21 protein-coding genes are annotated in these 19,551 nt (G+C 68.2%); 11 read left to right on the forward strand and 10 right to left on the reverse strand.

What is annotated here, in order from left to right; translation table 11 throughout:
• Positions 1 to 138: 138 nt before the first annotated feature.
• Together ACZ4WS_RS14220 and ACZ4WS_RS14225 are read right to left on the reverse strand one after the other, a co-directional pair.
• Entirely contained in the window at positions 139 to 591 is a 453-nt protein-coding gene (locus ACZ4WS_RS14220; RefSeq protein ID WP_467980243.1) for a GNAT family N-acetyltransferase, read from the reverse strand.
• Positions 592 to 630: 39 nt separating this feature from the next.
• Positions 631 to 1,089 carry a MarR family winged helix-turn-helix transcriptional regulator gene (locus tag ACZ4WS_RS14225; protein ID WP_467980245.1) on the reverse strand — a complete coding sequence of 153 codons (459 nt, stop codon included), beginning with the start codon at positions 1,087 to 1,089 and terminating at the stop codon, positions 631 to 633.
• Positions 1,090 to 1,232: 143 nt separating this feature from the next.
• On the opposite strand from ACZ4WS_RS14225, the gene ACZ4WS_RS14230 reads away from it, so the two are divergent.
• Together ACZ4WS_RS14230 and ACZ4WS_RS14235 are read left to right on the forward strand one after the other, a co-directional pair.
• Positions 1,233 to 2,441: an MFS transporter gene (locus ACZ4WS_RS14230; protein ID WP_467980247.1), complete on the forward strand. Its 1,209-nt coding sequence runs from the start codon at positions 1,233 to 1,235 to the stop codon at positions 2,439 to 2,441.
• A gap of 79 nt (positions 2,442 to 2,520) precedes the next feature.
• Positions 2,521 to 2,943 carry a GlcG/HbpS family heme-binding protein gene (locus ACZ4WS_RS14235; protein WP_467980249.1) on the forward strand — a complete coding sequence of 141 codons (423 nt, stop codon included), beginning with the start codon at positions 2,521 to 2,523 and terminating at the stop codon, positions 2,941 to 2,943.
• A gap of 109 nt (positions 2,944 to 3,052) precedes the next feature.
• Here the strand turns inward: ACZ4WS_RS14235 and ACZ4WS_RS14240 are convergent, their stop codons facing one another.
• Positions 3,053 to 3,919: a GNAT family N-acetyltransferase gene (locus tag ACZ4WS_RS14240; protein ID WP_467980251.1), complete on the reverse strand. Its 867-nt coding sequence runs from the start codon at positions 3,917 to 3,919 to the stop codon at positions 3,053 to 3,055.
• Positions 3,920 to 4,098: 179 nt separating this feature from the next.
• On the opposite strand from ACZ4WS_RS14240, the gene ACZ4WS_RS14245 reads away from it, so the two are divergent.
• On the forward strand, positions 4,099 to 4,731 hold the full coding sequence (locus ACZ4WS_RS14245; RefSeq protein WP_467980253.1) for an HAD family hydrolase: 633 nt from the start codon (positions 4,099 to 4,101) through the stop codon (positions 4,729 to 4,731).
• Between the two features lie 397 nt (positions 4,732 to 5,128).
• Positions 5,129 to 6,745 carry a globin domain-containing protein gene (locus ACZ4WS_RS14250; protein WP_467980255.1) on the forward strand — a complete coding sequence of 539 codons (1,617 nt, stop codon included), beginning with the start codon at positions 5,129 to 5,131 and terminating at the stop codon, positions 6,743 to 6,745.
• 51 nt (positions 6,746 to 6,796) lie between these two features.
• On the opposite strand, the gene ACZ4WS_RS14255 is transcribed toward ACZ4WS_RS14250, so the two are convergent.
• From ACZ4WS_RS14255 to ACZ4WS_RS14275, 5 genes are all read right to left on the reverse strand, one after another.
• Positions 6,797 to 7,279, reverse strand: a complete 483-nt coding sequence (locus ACZ4WS_RS14255) for an NUDIX domain-containing protein (protein WP_467980257.1) — start codon at positions 7,277 to 7,279, stop codon at positions 6,797 to 6,799.
• Between the two features lie 67 nt (positions 7,280 to 7,346).
• Positions 7,347 to 8,252: a LysR family transcriptional regulator gene (locus ACZ4WS_RS14260; RefSeq protein WP_467980259.1), complete on the reverse strand. Its 906-nt coding sequence runs from the start codon at positions 8,250 to 8,252 to the stop codon at positions 7,347 to 7,349.
• A gap of 249 nt (positions 8,253 to 8,501) precedes the next feature.
• Positions 8,502 to 9,647, reverse strand: coding sequence for a cystathionine gamma-lyase (locus tag ACZ4WS_RS14265; protein WP_467980261.1), 1,146 nt, complete (start codon positions 9,645 to 9,647; stop codon positions 8,502 to 8,504).
• A complete protein-coding gene (locus ACZ4WS_RS14270) occupies positions 9,644 to 10,135 on the reverse strand; it encodes a low molecular weight protein-tyrosine-phosphatase (protein ID WP_467980262.1) in 492 nt (163 codons plus the stop codon). Before ACZ4WS_RS14270 ends, ACZ4WS_RS14265 begins: the two co-directional genes overlap by 4 nt.
• 8 nt (positions 10,136 to 10,143) lie before the next feature.
• Positions 10,144 to 10,524: a phage holin family protein gene (locus ACZ4WS_RS14275; protein WP_467980264.1), complete on the reverse strand. Its 381-nt coding sequence runs from the start codon at positions 10,522 to 10,524 to the stop codon at positions 10,144 to 10,146.
• A gap of 81 nt (positions 10,525 to 10,605) precedes the next feature.
• Here ACZ4WS_RS14275 and ACZ4WS_RS14280 point away from each other — a divergent pair, with 81 nt between their 5' ends.
• The 4 genes from ACZ4WS_RS14280 (at position 10,606) to ACZ4WS_RS14295 (ending at position 12,969) form a co-directional block, all read left to right on the forward strand.
• Positions 10,606 to 10,923, forward strand: coding sequence for a cupin domain-containing protein (locus tag ACZ4WS_RS14280; RefSeq protein WP_327430046.1), 318 nt, complete (start codon positions 10,606 to 10,608; stop codon positions 10,921 to 10,923).
• 163 nt (positions 10,924 to 11,086) lie between these two features.
• Positions 11,087 to 11,299, forward strand: a complete 213-nt coding sequence (locus ACZ4WS_RS14285) for a DUF5326 family protein (RefSeq protein ID WP_467980266.1) — start codon at positions 11,087 to 11,089, stop codon at positions 11,297 to 11,299.
• 395 nt (positions 11,300 to 11,694) lie between these two features.
• Positions 11,695 to 12,432 (forward strand): IclR family transcriptional regulator, encoded by a 738-nt coding sequence (locus tag ACZ4WS_RS14290; protein WP_467980534.1) that lies wholly within the window; start codon positions 11,695 to 11,697, stop codon positions 12,430 to 12,432.
• 99 nt (positions 12,433 to 12,531) lie between these two features.
• Complete coding sequence (locus ACZ4WS_RS14295) at positions 12,532 to 12,969, forward strand: SsgA family sporulation/cell division regulator (RefSeq protein WP_467980268.1); 438 nt, start codon at positions 12,532 to 12,534, stop codon at positions 12,967 to 12,969.
• Between the two features lie 61 nt (positions 12,970 to 13,030).
• On the opposite strand, the gene ACZ4WS_RS14300 is transcribed toward ACZ4WS_RS14295, so the two are convergent.
• A complete protein-coding gene (locus ACZ4WS_RS14300) occupies positions 13,031 to 14,533 on the reverse strand; it encodes a YibE/F family protein (protein ID WP_467980270.1) in 1,503 nt (500 codons plus the stop codon).
• A 220-nt stretch (positions 14,534 to 14,753) separates the two neighbouring features.
• Between ACZ4WS_RS14300 and thiC the strand changes: the two genes are divergently transcribed.
• A complete protein-coding gene (thiC, locus tag ACZ4WS_RS14305; protein WP_467980272.1) occupies positions 14,754 to 16,583 on the forward strand; it encodes a phosphomethylpyrimidine synthase ThiC in 1,830 nt (609 codons plus the stop codon).
• 103 nt (positions 16,584 to 16,686) lie between these two features.
• Here thiC and ACZ4WS_RS14310 read toward each other — a convergent pair whose 3' ends face one another.
• Positions 16,687 to 16,929 carry a hypothetical protein gene (locus ACZ4WS_RS14310; RefSeq protein WP_467980274.1) on the reverse strand — a complete coding sequence of 81 codons (243 nt, stop codon included), beginning with the start codon at positions 16,927 to 16,929 and terminating at the stop codon, positions 16,687 to 16,689.
• A 702-nt stretch (positions 16,930 to 17,631) separates the two neighbouring features.
• Here ACZ4WS_RS14310 and ACZ4WS_RS14315 point away from each other — a divergent pair.
• Together ACZ4WS_RS14315 and ACZ4WS_RS14320 are read left to right on the forward strand one after the other, a co-directional pair.
• The gene (locus ACZ4WS_RS14315; protein WP_467980276.1) at positions 17,632 to 17,865 is read left to right on the forward strand and encodes a hypothetical protein; all 234 of its coding nucleotides are present in this window, start codon (positions 17,632 to 17,634) and stop codon (positions 17,863 to 17,865) included.
• Between the two features lie 118 nt (positions 17,866 to 17,983).
• The gene (locus ACZ4WS_RS14320) at positions 17,984 to 19,456 is read left to right on the forward strand and encodes a VWA domain-containing protein (protein WP_467980278.1); all 1,473 of its coding nucleotides are present in this window, start codon (positions 17,984 to 17,986) and stop codon (positions 19,454 to 19,456) included.
• Positions 19,457 to 19,551 lie beyond the last annotated feature (95 nt).

Consider the following 19,551-nt stretch of genomic DNA (forward strand, 5'->3'; position numbering starts at 1 on the left):
GGAGGATGGGGTTGTTTTGGTGTGGGGTGGGGTGGACCCGGGGGGGGGGCGGGGCATCGGGGAGGTGCGGGAAGGAAGAGAGGCGGGGGTGCCCCCCGCAAACCCCCCCCGCTTCTCGGCGTGTGCAGAGGCTTTTTATCAGAGCGGCAGCTTGAAGCCCACGTGTGAGGCCGTGAAGCCGAGCCGCTCGTAGAAGCGATGTGCGTCGGTGCGGGTGACGTCGGAAGTCAGCTGGACCAACTGGCAGTCCTGACGCCGGGATTCGTCGATTGCCCACTCGATGAGCTGTGTGCCGAGGCCGCTGCCGCGTTCGTCGGCGTGGATGCGTACGCCTTCGATGATCGAGCGGGTCGCTCCCTTGCGGGAGAGCCCGGGAATCACGGTGAGTTGAAGGGTGCCCACGACGCGGCCTTCGCGCACGGCGACGACCAGGTGTTGGTTCGGGTCGGCACTCAGGCGTTCCAGGGCCGCCAGATACGGGGTCAGGTCGTCCGGCGATTCCCGCTGGGCGCCCAGCGGGTCGTCCGCGAGCATCGCGACAATGGCGGGCACGTCGTCCGCGACAGCGGCTCGTATCTCAAGATCTGCCATGGCCGCACCCTATGAGGGTGCAGCCCCCGAGCGCGTGATCTACGCAGGCACGCTCGCCGACTCCACGACCCGGACCAGGGGGGCCAGCTCCGGGTTCTTGGCCGCTTCGTCGAGCGCCTCACGCAGGGCGGCGTCGTTGGTGGGCCGCGCCTCTTCGAGAAGCTTGAGGCCCGCCTCGCTGACGTCCGTGTAGATGCCGCGACGGTCGGTCGGGCACAGATAGCGGGAGAGCAGCCCGCGGTCCTCGAGCCGGGTGACGAGCCGGGTGGTGGCGCTCTGGCTGAGGACGACCGCGTCCGCCACCTGCTTCATCTGCAGATGACCGCCGACGCCGTCGTGCTGCCGACTTAGCACGTCGAGCAGGGAGTACTCGCGCACGCTCAGGTCGTGCTTGGCCTGCAGTGCGCGCTCGATGTGGGCCTCGATCCTCCCGTGCAGCAGGGAGAGAGCACACCAGCCCTGAGCGAGGGCGGTGAGCGCGGGGTCCGTGGCTGTCATGGCGTTTTCCTCCGTCCCGGAGCGGCTGAAACCCAGGATAGAGCACAAGCGCAATAGCCTGCTGTTGCGGATTGCCCGCGTGTGCAACTATTGTGGACGCACGCAAAGCGCTCCTGCAATCGTCTGGGAAGGTGTCCTCCACCATGCCTCTCGCGCTTCTGGCCCTCGCGATCGGGGCCTTCGGAATCGGAACCACCGAGTTCGTGATCATGGGTGTGCTGCCCGAGGTCGCCGGTGACTTCGGTGTCTCCATCCCCACCGCCGGACTACTGGTGACCGGCTATGCCCTCGGCGTCGTGATCGGTGCCCCGATCATGACCGCGCTCGGCACGAAGGTGTCCCGCAAGCGGATGCTGTTGCTGCTGATGGGGCTGTTCGTCCTCGGCAACCTGCTCTCCGCCATCGCCCCGACCTTCGGACTGATGCTGGCGGGCCGGGTGGTCGCCTCCCTCGCGCACGGAGCCTTCTTCGGCATTGGCTCGGTGGTTGCCGCCGAGCTGGTGGCGCCCGAGAAGAAGGCCGGCGCGATCGCCATGATGTTCAGCGGTCTGACGATCGCCAACGTCGTCGGTGTCCCCCTGGGCACACTGATCGGGCAGTCCGTGGGCTGGCGCGTCACCTTCGCGGGTGTCGCCGCGCTCGGTGTGATCGGGCTCCTGGGCATCGCCAAGCTGGTCCCCGAGATGCCGAAGCCCGAAGGCGTACACCTCCGTCACGAGCTGGCCGCCTTCAAGAACGTCCAGGTTCTGCTGGCCATGGCGATGACCGTGCTCGGCTTCGGCGGCGTCTTCGCGGCCATCACCTACATCGCACCGATGATGACGCACGTCGCGGGCTTCGCCGACGGCTCCGTCACCTGGCTGCTGGTCCTCTTCGGCCTCGGTATGGTCGGCGGGAACCTGATCGGCGGCAAGTTCGCGGACCGCGCTCTGATGCCGATGCTGTACGTCTCCCTGGGCGGCCTCGCCGTCGTGCTCGCCCTGTTCACCGTCACGGCGCACAACAAGTTCCTGGCGGCCGTCACGATCGCTCTGATCGGTGCCCTCGGCTTCGCGACCGTTCCGCCGCTGCAGAAGCGCGTCCTCGACCAGGCGCACGGCGCCCCCACGCTGGCCTCGGCCGTGAACATCGGCGCCTTCAACCTCGGCAACGCCCTCTCGGCCTGGCTCGGCGGCATCGTCATCGCGGCGGGCCTGGGCTACACCGCCCCCAACTGGGTCGGCGTCGTCCTCGCAGCGAGCGCGCTCGTCCTCGCCGTCCTCTCGGCCGCACTGGAACGCCGTGCGGGCGCCTCCAGCACTGTCGTTGCCGGGGGATCGCCCGCCGAACGGCGCGCCGCCGTTCACCACTGACCGGGCCGAGCCCGGTGCGGGACCACGGCCGTCCACGCACCCGCTCGACTCAGCACCACCCATAAGGAGAAACCCCCTCATGAGCACCACCACTGCTGTCGCCCCGCTGACCATCGAGGACGCCGAGGTTCTCGTCACCGCGGCCCGCCGCGCCGCCGAAGCCGCCGGGGTCAAGGCCAGCGTCACCGTCCTCGACGCGGGCGGGCATCTGCTCGCCTTCCGCCGCGACGACCAGGCCGTGCTGATCTCCGGAGAGACCAGCACCCGCAAGGCGTACACGGCACTCCAGCTGGACTCTGCCACCGCCGACCTCGTCGACGCGGTCCAGCCTGGCGGCCTCTTCCACACTCTGCCCACCGCGCTCGACCGGCCGCTGTTGTTCCTCGCGGGCGGTGTGCCGGTCCACCGCGACGGCCGCCTGATCGGTGCGATCGGGGTCGGCGGGGGCATGCCGGATCAGGACCACGGCTTCGCCGTCGCCGCCGTGGCGGCTCTCGCCTGACCGCGCCGCAGCACAGAAGCGTCGGTCCCCCGTCTCTCGCGGGGGACCGACGCTTCCTTGTACGTGTGAGCGTCGATGAGCTCTTCAGGGATGAACGTCTGCGGCTGTCTCAGCCCGCCGCCACCGTCAGCGGAGCGAAGCGTCGTGACCAGTCCCCGGGCAGCTCCGAAACTCCGTACGTCATCACCGCATTGAAGCTGGTGGAGGCCAGCCCGTGCTCCTTCACCCAGGACAGCAGCTCTTCGTGCCGTACGTCGATGTCGGTGCGCAGCGGGCGGTCCGTGTGGGCGGCCAGCGAGGCGATGAGTGACTTCGCGGTCTTCGTGTCACGGGCGATCAGCGGACCCACCACATGGTTGTCCATGTTGGGCCAGGCGGACGCGTAGCCGACGATCCGCCCGTTTTCCTCGGCCACGCGCAGCTGGTCGGAGAAGGCGGGCAGTCGCGTGATCACATGGGTGCGGTCGGAACCGAAGATCTCCTCGTCGAGCCGGAGGATCGCCGGGAGATCCTCGGCCGTGGCCGGGCGGGTGAAGACCTCGGGCCCTGGCCCGCCAGGGATGAAGCGTCCACGGACCATCTCGGCTCGGCCGGTGACTTTGAAGCCCAGCTCCTCGTAGAGCGGACGACCGTACGGAGTCGCGTGCAGGGTCAGTGGGGTGGTCCCCATCTCCGCCATGACATGCCGCATCAGCCTGCGGCCCACCCCCTGGCGGGTATGCCGCTCGGCCACCAGCACCATGCCGATCGCACCCAGATCAGGGCGCTCCCGCGGTCCGTACTCGGTCACGACGCAGGCGGTGATGAGGCCGCCTTCGGGGTCGTCGATGCCGTATCCGGTCCCCGCCGCGAGGAGCAGACCCCACTTGTGTTCTTCGCGGGGCCACCCCCGGTCCTCGGACAAGTCGGCGCAAGCGGTGAGATCGCGACGCGTCAGACGACGGATGGGCAGAGCGGAGAGGGAAGGTGTCGACACGCAGGTCAGGCTGTCTGACACGTACCCCTGACGTCCACCTCTTTGCGGGGAGACGTACGCGCTTTTGGCCATGTCGTGCACAACCGCACAGTGCGCGGACAGATGTTTCACGTGAAACGGCGTGGATCAACAGCTGGGATCGCCGAGGGGGACAGGCGCTGCCACTAGCCTCGGCGGACATGACACGACTTCACCTCTTCGACCTCGACGGGACACTGCTGCACGGAAGCACAGCACCGGTGGAGATCTCACGACAGCTCGGGCTCGAAGCCGAGACCGTGGCGCTCGATGAGGCGATCTCCGACGGACTCATAGGTCCTCCGGAGTACGCGACGCGGGTGCATGCCCTGTGGACGGAGCTCACGGAGGCACATGTGACAGCCGCCTTCGAGGGAGCGCCGTGGCTGTCTCGCATCGAGGACGTCTGGGCGGAGATCCGGGAGAACGGCGACTTCTGCGCCGTCGTCTCGTTGTCGCCCTCCTTCTTCGTGGAACGGCTGACGACTTGGGGAGCGCATGCGGCGTACGGCTCGCGTTTCCCCTCCGTGCCCTTCACCGAGCCGGTGGATCCGGAGGGGGTTCTCAGCGCTGCGGCCAAGGTGCAGATCGCGGACCGGCTGTGTGAAGTGTTCGGGGTGGAGCGAGCCGATTGCATCGCCTACGGCGACTCGCTGTCGGACAAGGACCTGTTCGGGGCGGTGCCTGTGTCCGTTGCGGTCAATGCGGACCGGCATCTGGCGGGCCTCGCCACCCACTCCTACGTGGGGCGCGATCTGTGGGATGCCTATGAATTGGTGCGGCGCGCCCGGTAATTGAGGCAATTGCTGGTTCGGCCCGCGAATTCGTGCTGAAGCAAGGGGGGACTTGTGTGTGGGGCGGCTGCCGGTATGGTCGAGTCCGGTTCGCGTCCGCCGTGATGTACGCACGTCTCGTGGGGGCACGAACGCAGGCCAATGCAGCCTAACGGGACGGAGAGATCGAAGACCCGCATTTTCCGTTATGCGGCCGGGCGCCGGCCCGAGGTGGGATGCTGCGGTGAGAGTAGTGCGGTCAATGTCACATTCTCGCCTTACTTGTCCGTAGCGAGCGGGAATCCGGGTTCAATGTGGCCGCATTGGCCGACGGGGACTGAACGAGTAAAGAAAGCAAGCCGTCTGCGGGGGAAAGCAGGCATCTTCCGACCGCGGAAGTGCGCAGACCGACCGAAAGATGTTCGAGGCGAGGCACACCATGGACGCTCCGACCACCATGTCGGCCGACAACGGCACTTCCGGGGGCAACGGCGGGGGCGGCTGGTTCACGCCTCGCAAGGATCCTGCGCCTTCCGGCGGGGAGCGGGAGGCAGCAGCCGACGGTCGTCGGCTGGCCGCGATGCGTCCAGTCGGCCGTCCTGCCCCGGGGCAGGGAACGTCGGAGCAGGAACGAATATCCCCACCCGTGGAAACGGCACCGACGCCCCACGAGGCAACACCGGCCCAGAGGCGGCCCGAACAGGCGACTCCGGCTGACGCACGGCCCTACGAAGCGGCACCAACTCAGGCACGGCCCTACGGGGCGCCACCGGCCGAGGCGCGGCACCCTGATCCGGAGCCCGCCCACGAAGCCGTACGGCCGCAGGCGGGGCCACAGCAGCCCGTACACGGCTCTGCGCAGGCTGATCCCGGGATGGAGCCGCGGGTGCCCGCCCAACGGCCCGCCCCCACTCCGGAGGCGTCCCCCGACGCCATACTGATCCGTCGGACCATGGCCGAGGCCGGCCCCGTCGCCGACAAGGTCACCTCCTACTTCTACGCACTGCTCTTCGTGCGCCACCCGGAACTGCGGTCGCTGTTCCCCGCCGCCATGGACACGCAGCGGGACCGGCTGCTCAAGGCCTTGCTGACGGCTGCCGAGCACATCGACAACACCGAGGTCCTCGTCGCGTATCTGCAGAACCTCGGCCGTGGACACCGCAAGTACGGCACCCGGCCCGAGCACTACCCGGCGGTCGGCGAGTGCCTCATCGGTTCACTCAGCCGGTATGCCTCGGCGATCTGGGACGCCGAGACCGAGGCAGCCTGGGTCCGCGCGTACACGACGATCTCCCAGGTCATGATCGACGCGGCGGCGGCGGACGAGTTGCGTGCCCCGGCCTGGTGGTACGCCGAGGTGGTCTCGCACGATCTCAGGACCCCGGACATCGCGGTGATCACCGTCCGCCCCGACCAGCCGTACCCCTTCCTCGCCGGGCAGTACACGAGCCTGGAGACGCCGTGGTGGCCGCGGATCTGGCGGCACTACTCGTTCGCGTCGGCGCCGCGCTCCGACGGGCTGTTGTCGTTCCACGTGAAGGCGGTACCGGCGGGCTGGGTGTCCAATGCGCTGGTGCACCGCGCCCGTCCCGGCGACATCATCCGGCTCGGCCCGCCCGCCGGTTCGATGACCGTCGACCACACCACCGACAGCGGACTGCTCTGTCTGGGCGGCGGCACCGGGATAGCGCCCATCAAGGCGCTCGTCGAGGATGTCGCCGAGCACGGGGAGCGCCGCCCGGTCGAGGTCTTCTACGGCGCCCGCACCGATCACGACCTGTACGACATCGACACGATGCTGCGGCTTCAGCAGAGCCACCCGTGGCTCGCGGTGCGCCCCGTCGTCGATCAGCAGGCTCATCTCCAGCTGCCCGACGTCGTACGCGAATACGGGCCGTGGAACGAGTACGACGCGTATCTCTCGGGTCCGCCCGGGATGATCCGCAGCGGTGTGGACGCCCTGAGGGACATCGGCATCCCGTCCGACCGCATACGCCACGACTCGGTGGAGGAACTCGTCGCCGCCGGGGACTGACCGGGGCCGCCCCTTGGGACAAGCCCCGCAACAGCCCGTAGGAGAGGTGCGTCAGCCAAGGTCAGGCGCGTGCATCGCCCTTACCCCTTCGATGTTCCCGTCGAGATAGTGCCGCAAAGACAGCGGTACGAGGTGGACGGAGGCGATCCCGACCCGGGTGAACGGCACCCGGACGATCTCGTACTCGCCGCATGGGTCGTCCACCTCGGGGCCGTGCCGTTGGGCCGGGTCCATGGACTCCAGACGGCAGACGAAGAAGTGCTGCACTTTCACGCCGGTCGCGCCGCCGTCGTCTCCGATGTGCTCCACGGTGTCGACGAAGCAGGGCACCACATCGGTGATCTTGGCGCCGAGTTCCTCGTGCACTTCACGGTGGAGCGCGTCGACGACAGTTGTGTCCTCCGGCTCGACCCCGCCACCCGGTGTGAGCCAGTAGGGATCGACGCCGGGCTTGGTGCGTTTGATCAGAATCAGGTCGGCGCCATCGAGCAGGATGGCGCGGGCGGTGCGCTTGACCACGGGTCGGACGGTCATGGGAGAAATGTGGCCCGGCTGGTTCCACGTGAAACATCGCGAAGCCCCGAGAGGCTCAGGAGGAGCCTCAGGACCAGTCGGTCGCGGCACGCAGCAGCCACTCATGCGCCCGCGCGATATGCGGCATGGCCAGCGTCCCGGTGCGGACCACCAGGAAGTAGGTACGCAGCGGGGGCACCGCCGGGTCGAGGAGCGCCACGACGGCGCCGCGTTCCAGGGCGGCGGCGCACAGATACCGCGGCAGCACGGCCAGGCCCGCGCCCGCGGCGGCGCAGGCGAGCACCGCGCGCAGGTCGGGGACGACGACGGTGCCCGAGGCGGCCGGGCGGGAGTCGAAGACGGAAGCCCAGTAGCGGGCGACGAGCGGCAGCGACTCGTGCACCTCGACGACGGGGAAGTTCTCCAGCGCGTGCGCGCCCTTGCGGCGCAGTTTGCCCGGGCCGATGCGGGCGGCCCAGCGCGGGGACGCGACCAGGACGTGCTCCTCGTCGCAGAGCGGAGTCGCGGTGAGCAGGGCACCACGCGGGCGGGCCGTGGTGATGGCCAGATCATGATGTCCGGCGGCGAGTCCCTCCAGCGTCTCCTCGGCATTCCCGAAGGAGGCGCGCAGCGCGAACCCCTGACCGTCGTCGCCCGTCAGCTCCGTCAGCGCGGGCAGGGCCCGTTCTGCGGTGAACTCCGGTGGCCCGGTGAGATGCAGGGTGCGTAAGGAGGAGTCCTCGTCGAGCCCGGCCTCGGCGATCTCCACCAGAGCGTCGAGATGCGGCGCAGCCTTGTGGGCGAGCTCGTCGCCGATGGTCGTGGGGGTCACCCCTCGGGCCTGGCGCAGGAACAGGGGCCGCCCCAACTGCCGCTCCAGCGTGCGGATCTGCGAAGTGACGGCCGGCTGCGAGAGTCCGAGCAGCGCGGCGGCTCGGGTGAAGGAACCGGCCCGGTGCACCGTCACAAAAGTGCGCAGCAAGGCCAAATCCATCGTGCCCCTCCCCTCCCAGCACCCCCGCGCGAGCCCCAACTATAAATAAGTCGATAGGTCTCTGTCGCTACTGTGATTGGACACTGACACAGAGTCAACTAGCCTTGTTCGCGCGGTTCTTCGCGCGCAGAACCGGGACGGTCCGAGCCACGAGGGGGGAGGCTCGGACCGTCCGTTGTACGTAGCGAGGTACTAATCCTGCGACCCGGACCCGCGCAGCCGCGTACTCACCGGTCACTCAGGAAGGGCTTACTCCGCGGACTCGTCGAGGGCCCGCAACACGTCCGCCACCAAGTCCTCGGGATCCTCGGCGCCGGCCGAGAAGCGGATGAAGCCTTCCGGCACCGCGTCCCCGCCCCACCGGCCGCGTCGTTCGGCCGTGGACCGCACCCCGCCGAAGCTCGTCGCGTCGTCCACCAGACGCAGCGCGTCGAGAAAACGGTCGGCCCGCGCGCGCGTGGGTAGCGTGAAGGACACCACACACCCGAAGCGCCGCATCTGCTGCGAAGCGATCTTGTACGAGGGATCGTCGGGCAGCCCCGGATAACGCAGCCCGGTCACCTCCGGCCGCTCCCGCAGCGCCTCGGCGATCGCCAGGGCGTTGGCGTTCTGCCGGTCGGCACGCAGTTGGAGCGTGGCGAGCGAACGGTGCGCCAGCCAGGCTTCCATCGGCCCGGGGATCGCTCCGACGATCTTCCGCCAGCGTCGTACGGGAGCCATCAGAGCGGCGTCGCGTGCGGTGACGTATCCCAGGAGGATGTCGCCGTGCCCGGTGAGCATCTTGGTGCCGCTGGCCACGGTGAAGTCGGCGCCCAGCTCCAGCGGGCGCTGCCCGAGCGGGGTCGCCAGGGTGTTGTCGACGGCGACGAGGGTGCCCTGGGCATGGGCCGCCGCGACGAGCCGCCGTACGTCGCACACGTCGAGGCCCGGGTTCGACGGCGTCTCGATCCACAGCAGCTTCGCGCCGTCGAGCACCTCGAGCTGGGCGTCGCCGCCGGTCGGGGCGGTGCGCACCTCGATGCCGTACGCGGTCAGCTGCTCGCGGACCAGCGGCAGCACCTGGTAGCCGTCGTCGGGCAGAACCACGACGTCCCCGGCGCGCAGCTGGGAGAAGAGCACGGCCGAGATGGCGGCCATGCCCGAGGGGAAGGCGAGCGTGACGACGCCGTCCTGTCCGGGGGCCTCCAGCTCGCCGATGGCGCGCTCCAGGAGCGTCCAGGTCGGGTTCTCGTCACGGCCGTACGTGTACGGGCCGGTCGGCTCGCCCGGCAGATGGAAGTGCGCGGCGAACACCGGGCCCGGAAGCGTCGGCTCGTACTTGACGGGTTCGGGCAGCCCGGCCCGCACCGCGCGTGTGCCGTCACCTGTCCCCGTGACGAAATCCCCTGACGTCATATCGCTCGTCCCTCCACTTGCTTCTGTACCGCGGCGAGCAGTCCGGGGCTCGCCGCCTCCACCATCTCAAGACACTCCTCGAAGCCGTCCATATGTCCGTAATACGGATCGGGGACGTCCAGATCGTCGCCCGCGGTGGGGTCGTACGACCGCAGCAACTGGACCTTGTCCGCGTCCTCGGGAGTGGGCGCGAGGCGGCGCAGGGCCTTCAGATGGCCGGAGTCGAGGGCGATGACGAGGTCGAGGCGGGCGAACCACGAGGCCTGGAACTGGCGGGCCGCGTGGCCGCTCTCGTAGCCGCCCGCCTCCAGTATGGCGACGGTGCGCGAGTCGGCTTCGTCGCCCTCGTGCCAGCCGCCCGTGCCCGCGCTGTCGACCTCGACCAGGCCGTCGAGCCCGGCCTCTTCCATGCGGGCGCGGAAGACGGATTCGGCCATCGGCGAGCGGCAGATGTTGCCGGTGCAGACGAAGCAGACGCGATAGGGCATGGGAGCACTCAGTCCTTGCCGTCGGGCAGGACGACGTTGAGCGCCCAGGACACGACGGAGATGATCAGGCCGCCCACGACGGCGGTCCAGAAGCCCTCCACGTGGAAACTCAGGTCGAGCTTGTCGGCCAGCCATGAGGTGAGCAGCAGCATCAGGGCGTTGACCACGAGGGTGATCAGGCCGAGCGTGAGGATGAAGAGCGGGAAGGTCAGCACCTTCACGATCGGCTTGACGAGGAAGTTGACCAGGCCGAAGACCAGCGCGACGAGCAGCAGCGTGCCGACCTTCTTGCCGGTGCTGCCACCCGTCAGGGTGATCTTGTCGAGCAGCCAGACCGCGACGGCCAGGGCCCCCGCGTTGGCGAGCGTCTTGACTACGAAATTCTTCATGTGTCTGATCGTGGCAGAAGAGATCGACTGGCGACCATGGCTGTGGAAACAGCCTGCGGCGTACGAGAGCGGACGAGGGCGATGAAGGCATTCCGGCTGGATGAACTTGAGGCGGAACGCGCCGCCAACGACGGTGCCTACCTGCAGTTTCTGCGCGAGCGCAACATGTCGGTCGGCCTGTATGCCCTCGACGCGGGCGAACTCGACTCACAGAAGCCGCACCAGCAGGACGAGGTGTACTTCGTGGTGAGCGGACGCGCCTCGATCACGGTCGGTCTCGAGACCACCCAGGTGGCGCGCGGCAGCGTCGTCTACGTACCCGCGGGGGTGGCCCACAAGTTCCACCACATCACCGAGGACCTGAGGGTTCTGGTGGTGTTCTCTCCGCCCGAGAGCTGACCCCCCTCTCAGGGTTCCCTAGGGGGACGGTCAGGGGAGGACAAGGGGTGCGAGGCCCCTGTTGGGCCCCCTCTGGGCTCTAGCATCGAACGCAGAACATTGGAGAACCCGGAATCAGTGTCCTGGACTTGGGGCGACGGGCGGAGAGGTAAGGACGAGGGCGATGCGAGAGATCTTCACGGGTATGCCGTGGTGGGTGAAGTGGGTCGCGGTGCCGGTCATCGCCCTGGTCGTGTTCGGCACGGTGATAGTCAGCGTGCTCAGTTTTGTGATCGGCCTGCTCTTCAAGGCGCTGGTCTTCGTCGCGCTGGTCGGCGGACTGATCTACATCGTGCGGAAGTTCATGTCGAGCTCGTCCTCGCGCAGTGACTGGTGAGGCGTGAGAGGGTGAGCGATCGGTAACGGGCAGGCCGGTAAAGGGAACCCGAGGTTCCCTCGGCCGAGGGAAGTTTTCCGGCGAGGCCGTCTGCGAGCGGTGGCGGGCGGTTAAGGTCCGGAATTCGACGCGGGGTCGACCCCCGCGGGCAGCGCACAGCCCCCTCCCGTGTCCCCGCACGGGCGGTCCCCCTCGCGCTCAGGGAGTGCCCCTTGGCCACGGTTGACACCGCACCCGCAAATTCCCACGTTCCACCGGTCCAGCGGTCCGGTGCGCCCGCGGGGCCATGTGTCCCGCCCGCCCAGCCGCGCACATCGCCGGCGGAGGCACACGGCACGCGCCCGGAACAGCGCACCCCTCCCACGGCGGCGGCCCTGGAGCCGCACCCCACGACCCTGATCGGCTCCGTGCAGCGGGCGATGCGCCTTCTGGAGGCCGTCGCTTCGCGTGAGCACGGGGCGCCCGCCAAGCAGCTCGCCCGGGAGGCCGGGCTCGCGCTGCCGACGGCGTACCACCTGCTGCGCACTCTGGCGCACGAGGGCTATCTGCGCCGTGAGAAGGGGCTGTTCTTCCTCGGTGAGGCCGCCGTGCGGCTGAGCAGCAGCGGAGCCCAGCAGAAACGTCGCGGCAAGGTGACCGAGGCGCTCGCCCACTGGCGCGATGCGATCGGTGTACCCGTGTACTACGCGGTCTACCGCGAGGGCGAGATCGAGGTCATGTGCGTCGCCGACACCCCGGGGAATCCCGCGGTCGAGGAGTGGGCCGACTTCCGGGAGACCGGGCACGCCCACGCGATCGGCCAGTGCCTGCTGTCCCAGCTGGATGACAAGGCCCGCCGGGACCACCTAGACCGCTATCCGGTGCAGTCGATCACTCCGTACACGGTGCGTGACAACGACGGTCTGTTGCGACGCCTGGAGCGGACGGGGCGGATGGAGCCCGTCGTCGAGCGGCAGGAGTACGCGCTGGGCACAGTCTGCGCGGCGATTCCCATCACCGTCGGCTCAACCGCCGCGACAATGGCCATTTCTGTGCCTTCTCACCAGGCCGACCGACTACTACCCGCCGCACAACGGCTGCAGAGTGAGATCGGCAGGCTGCTAGGGACGCTCGCCATCTCTATCAGTATCTGAAAACTCACTCCTTGTGATCTGGTGTGTACGTTGAGCAAGATTCCAGCAGTGTCAGGCGGACGATTCCTGGCCAGTCGACGGCAAACGACGGGGTAGGCGATGCGCGAGTCGGTACAGGCAGAGGTCATGATGAGCTTCCTCGTGTCGGAGGAGCTCTCCTTCCGCATTCCGGTGGAGCTGCGATACGAGACCTGTGATCCGTACGCCGTGCGGCTGACCTTCCATTTGCCCGGCGATGCGCCCGTGACCTGGGCGTTCGGCCGGGAGCTGCTGATCGACGGCGTGGGCAGGCCGTGCGGCGACGGCGATGTGCACATTGCGCCCGCCGACCCGGAGGCATTCGGCGAGGTGCTGATCCGGCTTCAGGTGGGCGGCGACCACGCGCTGTTCCGGTCCGGAGCGGCGCCACTCGTGGCGTTCCTCGATCGCACCGACAAGCTGGTGCCCCTGGGGCAGGAACGCTCCCTGGCTGACTTCGACAGTCACCTCGACGAGGCGCTGGACCGCATTCTGGCGGAGGAGCAGAGCGCGGGCTGAACGCAGCCACCCGCCCAAGTGGAGTAACGCTTCCTCTCAAGTCGCGTGGGCGCAGGGAGACTCAGCGCTTGCGGCGGCGGCCCTTCCCACCGCGTGCCGGCGTTCTGGTTCCCACAGGCTCGGCAGGACCGGCCGGAGCCCCCGGACGGTCCGCGGAGACCACCAGGGCGGCCAGCGCGGTGGTCACCGGCACCGAGGCGACCAGACCGATCGAGCCGACCAGGGTGCGCACGATCTCCTCGGCGACCAGCTCACTGTTGGCGACCGCGCCCACGCTGCTCTGCGCGATCGAGAAGAGCAGCAGCAGCGGCAGCGCGGCGCCCGCGTACGCCAGGACGAGTGTGTTGACGACCGACGCGATGTGGTCGCGGCCGATCCGGATGCCCGCGCGGTACAGCCCCCGCCAGCCCATCGTCGGATTCGCCTCGTGCAGCTCCCAGACCGCGGACGTCTGCGTCACCGTCACATCGTCGAGCACACCGAGCGAACCGATGATGACGCCCGCGAGCAGCAGACCGCTCATGTCGATGGACGGATACAAGCCGTGGATCAGGCCGGTGTTGTCGTCCGTGTTGCCGGTCAGCGCGGCCCAGTCGATGAACCCCGAGCCCAGCAGGCCGATCAGCACCAGCGAGAGAAGCGTGCCGAGTACCGCCACTGATGTACGGGCCGAGAGGCCGTGGCACATGTAGAGCGCGATCAGCATGATGGCGCTGGCCCCGACGACCGCCACGACCAGCGGGTTCGAGCCCTGCAGGATCGCGGGCAGGATGAAGAACGTCAGGATCAGGAAACTGACGGCCAGCGCGACGAGCGCCATGACGCCCCGCATCCTGCCCACCACCACCACGACCAGTGCGAAGATCCCGGCGAGCAGCGCCATGGGGAACTTCCGGTTCACGTCGGTGACCGAGTACTGCAAGTCCTTGGGAGCGGAAGGCTCGTACGCGACGACGACCTTCTCGCCCTGATGCAACTGCCGTGACTGGTCCGGCTGGACGATCTCGGTGAACGTACGGCCCTTGTCCTTGCCGGTGTCGACCCGGATCGTCGCCTTCTTGCAGTCGCCCGTCGCCTGTTGCTGCGCGGAGGAGCCCTCGGCGGTGGAGGTGTCGCCGGTCGGGGTCTCCCCCGAGGCGTTCACGGACTTGCAGTCCACCTTGTCGACCTTGGTGACCGTCGCCTGCTGGGTCTGCCGGTCGAAGCCGACGCCGGTGCGCTCGTGGGACGGGGCACCGCCGGGCCAGAGCACGGCCAGGCCCACGACGACCGCGGCCGCGAAGGGAATCAGCACGGCGGCGATGACCTTGCGCAGGTGCTTCGAGACGGGGGCGGCGGGGCCATGACTGTGACTGTGCGAGTGGCCGTGACCGTCAGCGGGCCCCTGCCCGTGCCCGTCCCCGGGCCCCTGGTCCTGCCCGTGCCCATCGCCGGGTCCCGGGCCGTGGCCGCTGCCCGGTCCGTGTCCACGGCCGTCGCCGGAGCCGTGTCCATGGCCGTCACCGGAGCCGGGTCGGCGCGGCGGCTCAGACGGCGGGAACGGGGGCTGCTGCATTGTGGTCACCGACCGATCATCGCAAGAACGGCGGGGGCCCTCTGTTCACCGCGCCAGATATGACGCTAGCGTGGAGGCACCTTTGCACACGCGGGAGCTCGGAGCACCGGGCTGAGAGGGCGCTGACCTTCGTCCCAGCGATGTTTCACATGAAACATCGGCGGACGGAAGCCGCTGCGTCGACCGCCGAACCTGTTACCGGGTAATGCCGGCGTAGGGAGTAGGTCTCATGACCAACAAGGACGTACGCACGCCTGCCTCCAGCCAGACGGACGGGGCGCCCGCTCCGACCGAGAACGGTGGGGCGGCTGCCCCGATCGAGAGTGGCGAGGCCGGGAAGTCCATCGGCTGGCACAAGGCGTATGTCGGGGGTTCACGCCCCGATCTGCGCGTGCCGGTCCGTCAGGTGCACCTCACCAACGGGCAGTCCGTCACGCTGTACGACACCTCCGGCCCGTACACCGATCCGACCGTCGACACCGACGTACGCAGGGGTCTCGCACCGCTGCGCGAGAACTGGATCATTGCCCGCGGCGACACCGAGGAGTACGCGGGCCGCCCCGTCCGCCCCGAGGACGACGGAATCAAGCACACCGCACCGCGCGGGGGCCTGCGCAACCTCGACGCGGTCTTCCCGGGGCGGCCGCGTCAGCCGCGCCGGGGCCGCCCCGGAGAGGCGGTCACCCAGCTCGCGTACGCCCGCCGTGGCGAGATCACGCCCGAGATGGAGTTCGTGGCGGTCCGCGAGAACGTCGACCCGGAGGTCGTACGCGAGGAGATCGCCGCGGGGCGCGCGGTACTGCCCGCGAACGTCAACCACCCGGAGATCGAGCCGATGATCATCGGCAAGCGATTCCTGGTGAAGGTCAACGCCAACATCGGCAACTCCGCGGTCACCTCCTCCATCGAGGAGGAGGTCGAGAAGATGACCTGGGCGACCCGATGGGGCGCCGACACGGTCATGGACCTGTCCACCGGCCGCAACATCCACACCACGCGGGAATGGGTCCTGCGCAACTCCCCCGTCCCCATCGGCACGGTGCCGCTGTACCAGGCACTGGAGAAGGTCGACGGCCGCGCCGAGGAGCTGACCTGGGAGATCTACAAGGACACGGTCATCGAGCAGGCCGAGCAGGGCGTGGATTACATGACGGTCCACGCGGGCGTGCGCCTGCCGTACGTGCCGCTCACCGCGAACCGCAAGACCGGCATCGTCTCGCGTGGCGGCTCGATCATGGCGGCCTGGTGCCTGGCACACCACAAGGAATCGTTCCTCTACGAGAACTTCGAGGAACTCTGCGAGATCCTCGCCGCGTACGACGTCACCTACTCGCTCGGCGACGGACTGCGTCCCGGGTCGATCGCGGACGCCAACGACGCAGCGCAGTTCGCGGAGTTGAGGACACTCGGGGAACTCAACACGATCGCGAAGCGTTTCAATGTACAGACCATGATCGAGGGCCCGGGACATGTCCCGATGCACAAGATCAAGGAGAACATCGACCTTCAGCAGGAGATCTGTGATGAAGCTCCGTTCTATACGCTCGGCCCGCTGACGACGGACGTCGCGCCGGCGTACGACCACATCACCTCCGGCATCGGTGCCGCGATGATCGCCTGGTGGGGCACGGCCATGCTCTGCTATGTCACGCCCAAGGAGCACTTGGGCCTGCCCAACCGTGACGACGTCAAGACCGGCGTCATCACCTACAAGATCGCCGCCCACGCAGCCGACCTCGCCAAGGGGCACCCAGGTGCGCAGGAATGGGATGACGCGCTGTCCGACGCCCGCTTCGAGTTCCGGTGGGAGGACCAGTTCAACCTGGCCCTCGACCCGGACACGGCACGGGAGTTCCATGACGAGACACTGCCGGCCGAGCCCGCCAAGACGGCCCACTTCTGCTCCATGTGCGGGCCGAAGTTCTGCTCGATGAAGATCTCCCAGGACATCCGTCGCGAGCACGGTGGTTCGCAGGTGGAGATTGAAGAGGGCATGGCCCAGAAGTCCAAGGAGTTCGCGGCGAGCGGGAACAGGGTGTATTTGCCGCTGGCCGACTGATCGCCCCCCATGTGAGGTGGGGAAGCGTCAGCCTCTGGGAAAGCCCGGGGGAGGCATCCGAATTCCGGATGCCTCCCCTCTGGGAAGATGCCGGCACAACAACTCACTCGCCGATGACTGACCCGTACTCGGATGGAGAAGTTCCCAGCAGAATCAGCGAGAGGGCGAGGCTGAATGCGCAGCAGATGACAACGATTCGCAGAATGGTGAGGTAGGTGCTGCGATTGGCCGGATCAACTCGCCATCCGATGAAAGCCATCATCGCGGTGGATGCGGCGGCAAGGGGAGTGGCACTGTTGGGTGCCGCCGGCATGAGCTGTGTGGCCAGATTCGCCGGCGTCGGCATGCAAAGGATCACGCTCGCGGTGGTGCGCCATGTGTAGGACGCGGCCCAGCCAGCCCGTGACATGAGTTCACCCGTTCTTGAAGGAGCCGTCCAGGTTCCGTCCCACGCCGCGGCCAGGCTCTGAATCTTGTCGATCCGCGCGGTGAGAGCGGAGTAGACGATCTTTCCCTGTCAGACGGTCTCAGCGTGGGCTCGGTTCCCGCTGACCCGCGGTCCAACTCGACTCGGCCACAGCCTTGTTGCCCTCACGCGTGACGGTGTTCTCGGTGACGAACTCCATGCCCTTGTTGTACTTCGTGACCTGCTTCTGGCTGGTCGCGCCCTCCGGTCCTGAGGACTCCGCCTCTCCCTGTCCGGAGGCCTCTTCAAGGAACGCCTTGAAGACCTCGGGGCCATTGAGGTATCCGACGAACTTCGTCTGCTCGGCGGGAGAAAGAGCCTTGAATTCCTAGCCAAGAAAAACGCTGGGCAGGCGTTTCCGGTCCCCCGTTGATCATGTGTCAACCTGTCGTCGCCGATGCGTAGAGGGCAAAGGTTCCTTGCAAATCTGAGCAACCTCCGAGCTTCGCGATCATGTTCGGAGCGGAGAATTCAATGGCGGGCCAGCCGTTGATGCACGGTGGAGGCTCGGTGCGGGCTGGCCGTTGCCAGAGGCACCGTAGCCTCTTGCGCCCCTCACGACAGACCGGAGGAGTTCAGCCGATGGCGCGCAAACCGGTACGAGCAGCACTCGGCGAGATATGGCTCACCTGCCACGTCTGCCGCAGTGACCTATTCCGCGATCGGACCGTGCTCCTCAACAGCACGGGGATGGAGTTCATGAACCTGGCGTGGGCCGACGAATCGGCCACCGGGCTGATCTGCTGGCAGTGCGGTTACGTGCACCTCTTTGTCAACGGGGAAATCAAGCTGTATCGCCCGGACAAGAAGTCCTAGCGCGCTCATGAGGGGGCTGGAGCGCCCGCACGCTCGGGGGTCCGCGGCTGCTCGATGTGAGGAAAGTGCGGGGGACGGCTCCGGGGCCGGGGACGGGTTCTGTCGGCAGACTGGGCGCATGACGTCGACATCCATGAGCAAGGGCGCCAACCTTCCCGTCGCTGCCGAGGCGGTGCAGGCCGTGCTCGGCTGGTCCGGGGGGTCCGCGGGGGCAGATGCGCCGGACGCCGATGCCTCGGCGCTGCTGCTCGGCGCGGATGGACGGGTGCGGGACGACGGGGACTTCGTCTTCTACAACCAGCCGCAGCATGCCTCCCGTGCCGTACGCCACCTCGGCAAGCAGCGGGATGCCGGTGCCACGACGGACACGGTCGAGGTGGACCTGCGCGCCCTGGAGCCGGACATCGAGCGGGTCGTCCTGTGTGCCTCCGCCGACGGCGGCACCTTCGGGGATCTCACCGGACTGACGCTGAGGCTGCTCGACGCCGGGACGCGCCAGGAACTCGCGCGTTTCGAGATGGAGGCCACGACGGAGACGGCGTTCATCGGTGGTGAGCTGTATCTGCGGGGCGGCCAGTGGAAGTTCCGCGCCGTCGGACAGGGCTACGCGTCCGGACTCGCGGGTCTGGCCACCGACTTCGGCATCAGCGTGGACGACGATCCTGGTGTCACGGCGTCTGCGCCGCCGCCCCCGCCTGTGGTCGCCCCTGTCGGTCCGCCCGCTGCCCCGCCTGTAGCCACCCCTCTGGTTCCGCCCGCTGCCCCGCCCGCGACCACCGCTGTCACTCCGCCCACGACTCCGCCCGCGGCTGCGTCCGCCCCACGCTTCACCAAAGGCGAGGAGCAGTTGCCCGTGGACATGCGCAAGCGGCTCTCGCTGCGCAAGGAGCAGGTGGCGGTCAGTCTGCGGAAGCACGGTGCGGAGGGGGTCACGGCGCGCGTCGTGCTGATCCTTGATGCCTCCGGGTCGATGTCCTTCCTGTACTCGAAGGGCGTGGTGGCCGACGTGGTGGAGCGGATGGCCGCGGTCGCCGCGCAGTTGGACGACGACGGGGTGATGCAGGCGTGGACGTTCGCCTCGCACGCGGCACGGCTGCCGGATCTGAGCCTCGGGGAACTACCCGAGTGGCTGGAGCTGCACGTCAGGGTCGGTGAGCTGAGCCTGTTCCGACGGAGCAAGAAGTCGCGGAAGGGACTGCTGCCGGGGCAGGTGGACATGCGGGCGGTCGGGATCCAGAACGAGGAGCAGAAGGCGATCGCAGAAGTTCGTACGTACGTACGACAGCACCCGGCGGCCGATCCAACACTGGTGCTGTTCTTCTCCGACGGCGGCGTCTACCGCAACAAGGAGATCGAGCAGCAGCTGCGGGAAGCGGTGGAGGAGCCGATCTTCTGGCAGTTCGTGGGTCTGGGGCGGTCCAACTACGGCGTGCTGGAACGGTTCGACACGCTGGCGGGCCGACGCGTCGACAACGTCGGGTTCTTCGCCGTCGACGACATCAGCAGCGTCCCGGACCCGGAGCTGTACGACCGGCTGCTGTCCCAGTTCCCGGCCTGGGCGAGCGCGGCACGGCAGCTGGGCATCATCTGACCGAGCCCCCGCCGGGGAGCGTACGAGCGTACGTGGCACAGCGGTTCGGGCCCGCGCTGTATCGGCGCGGGCCCCGGGTCCCTTGCCGAACACGG

Source organism: Streptomyces sp. NPDC029292 (assembly GCF_055569295.1).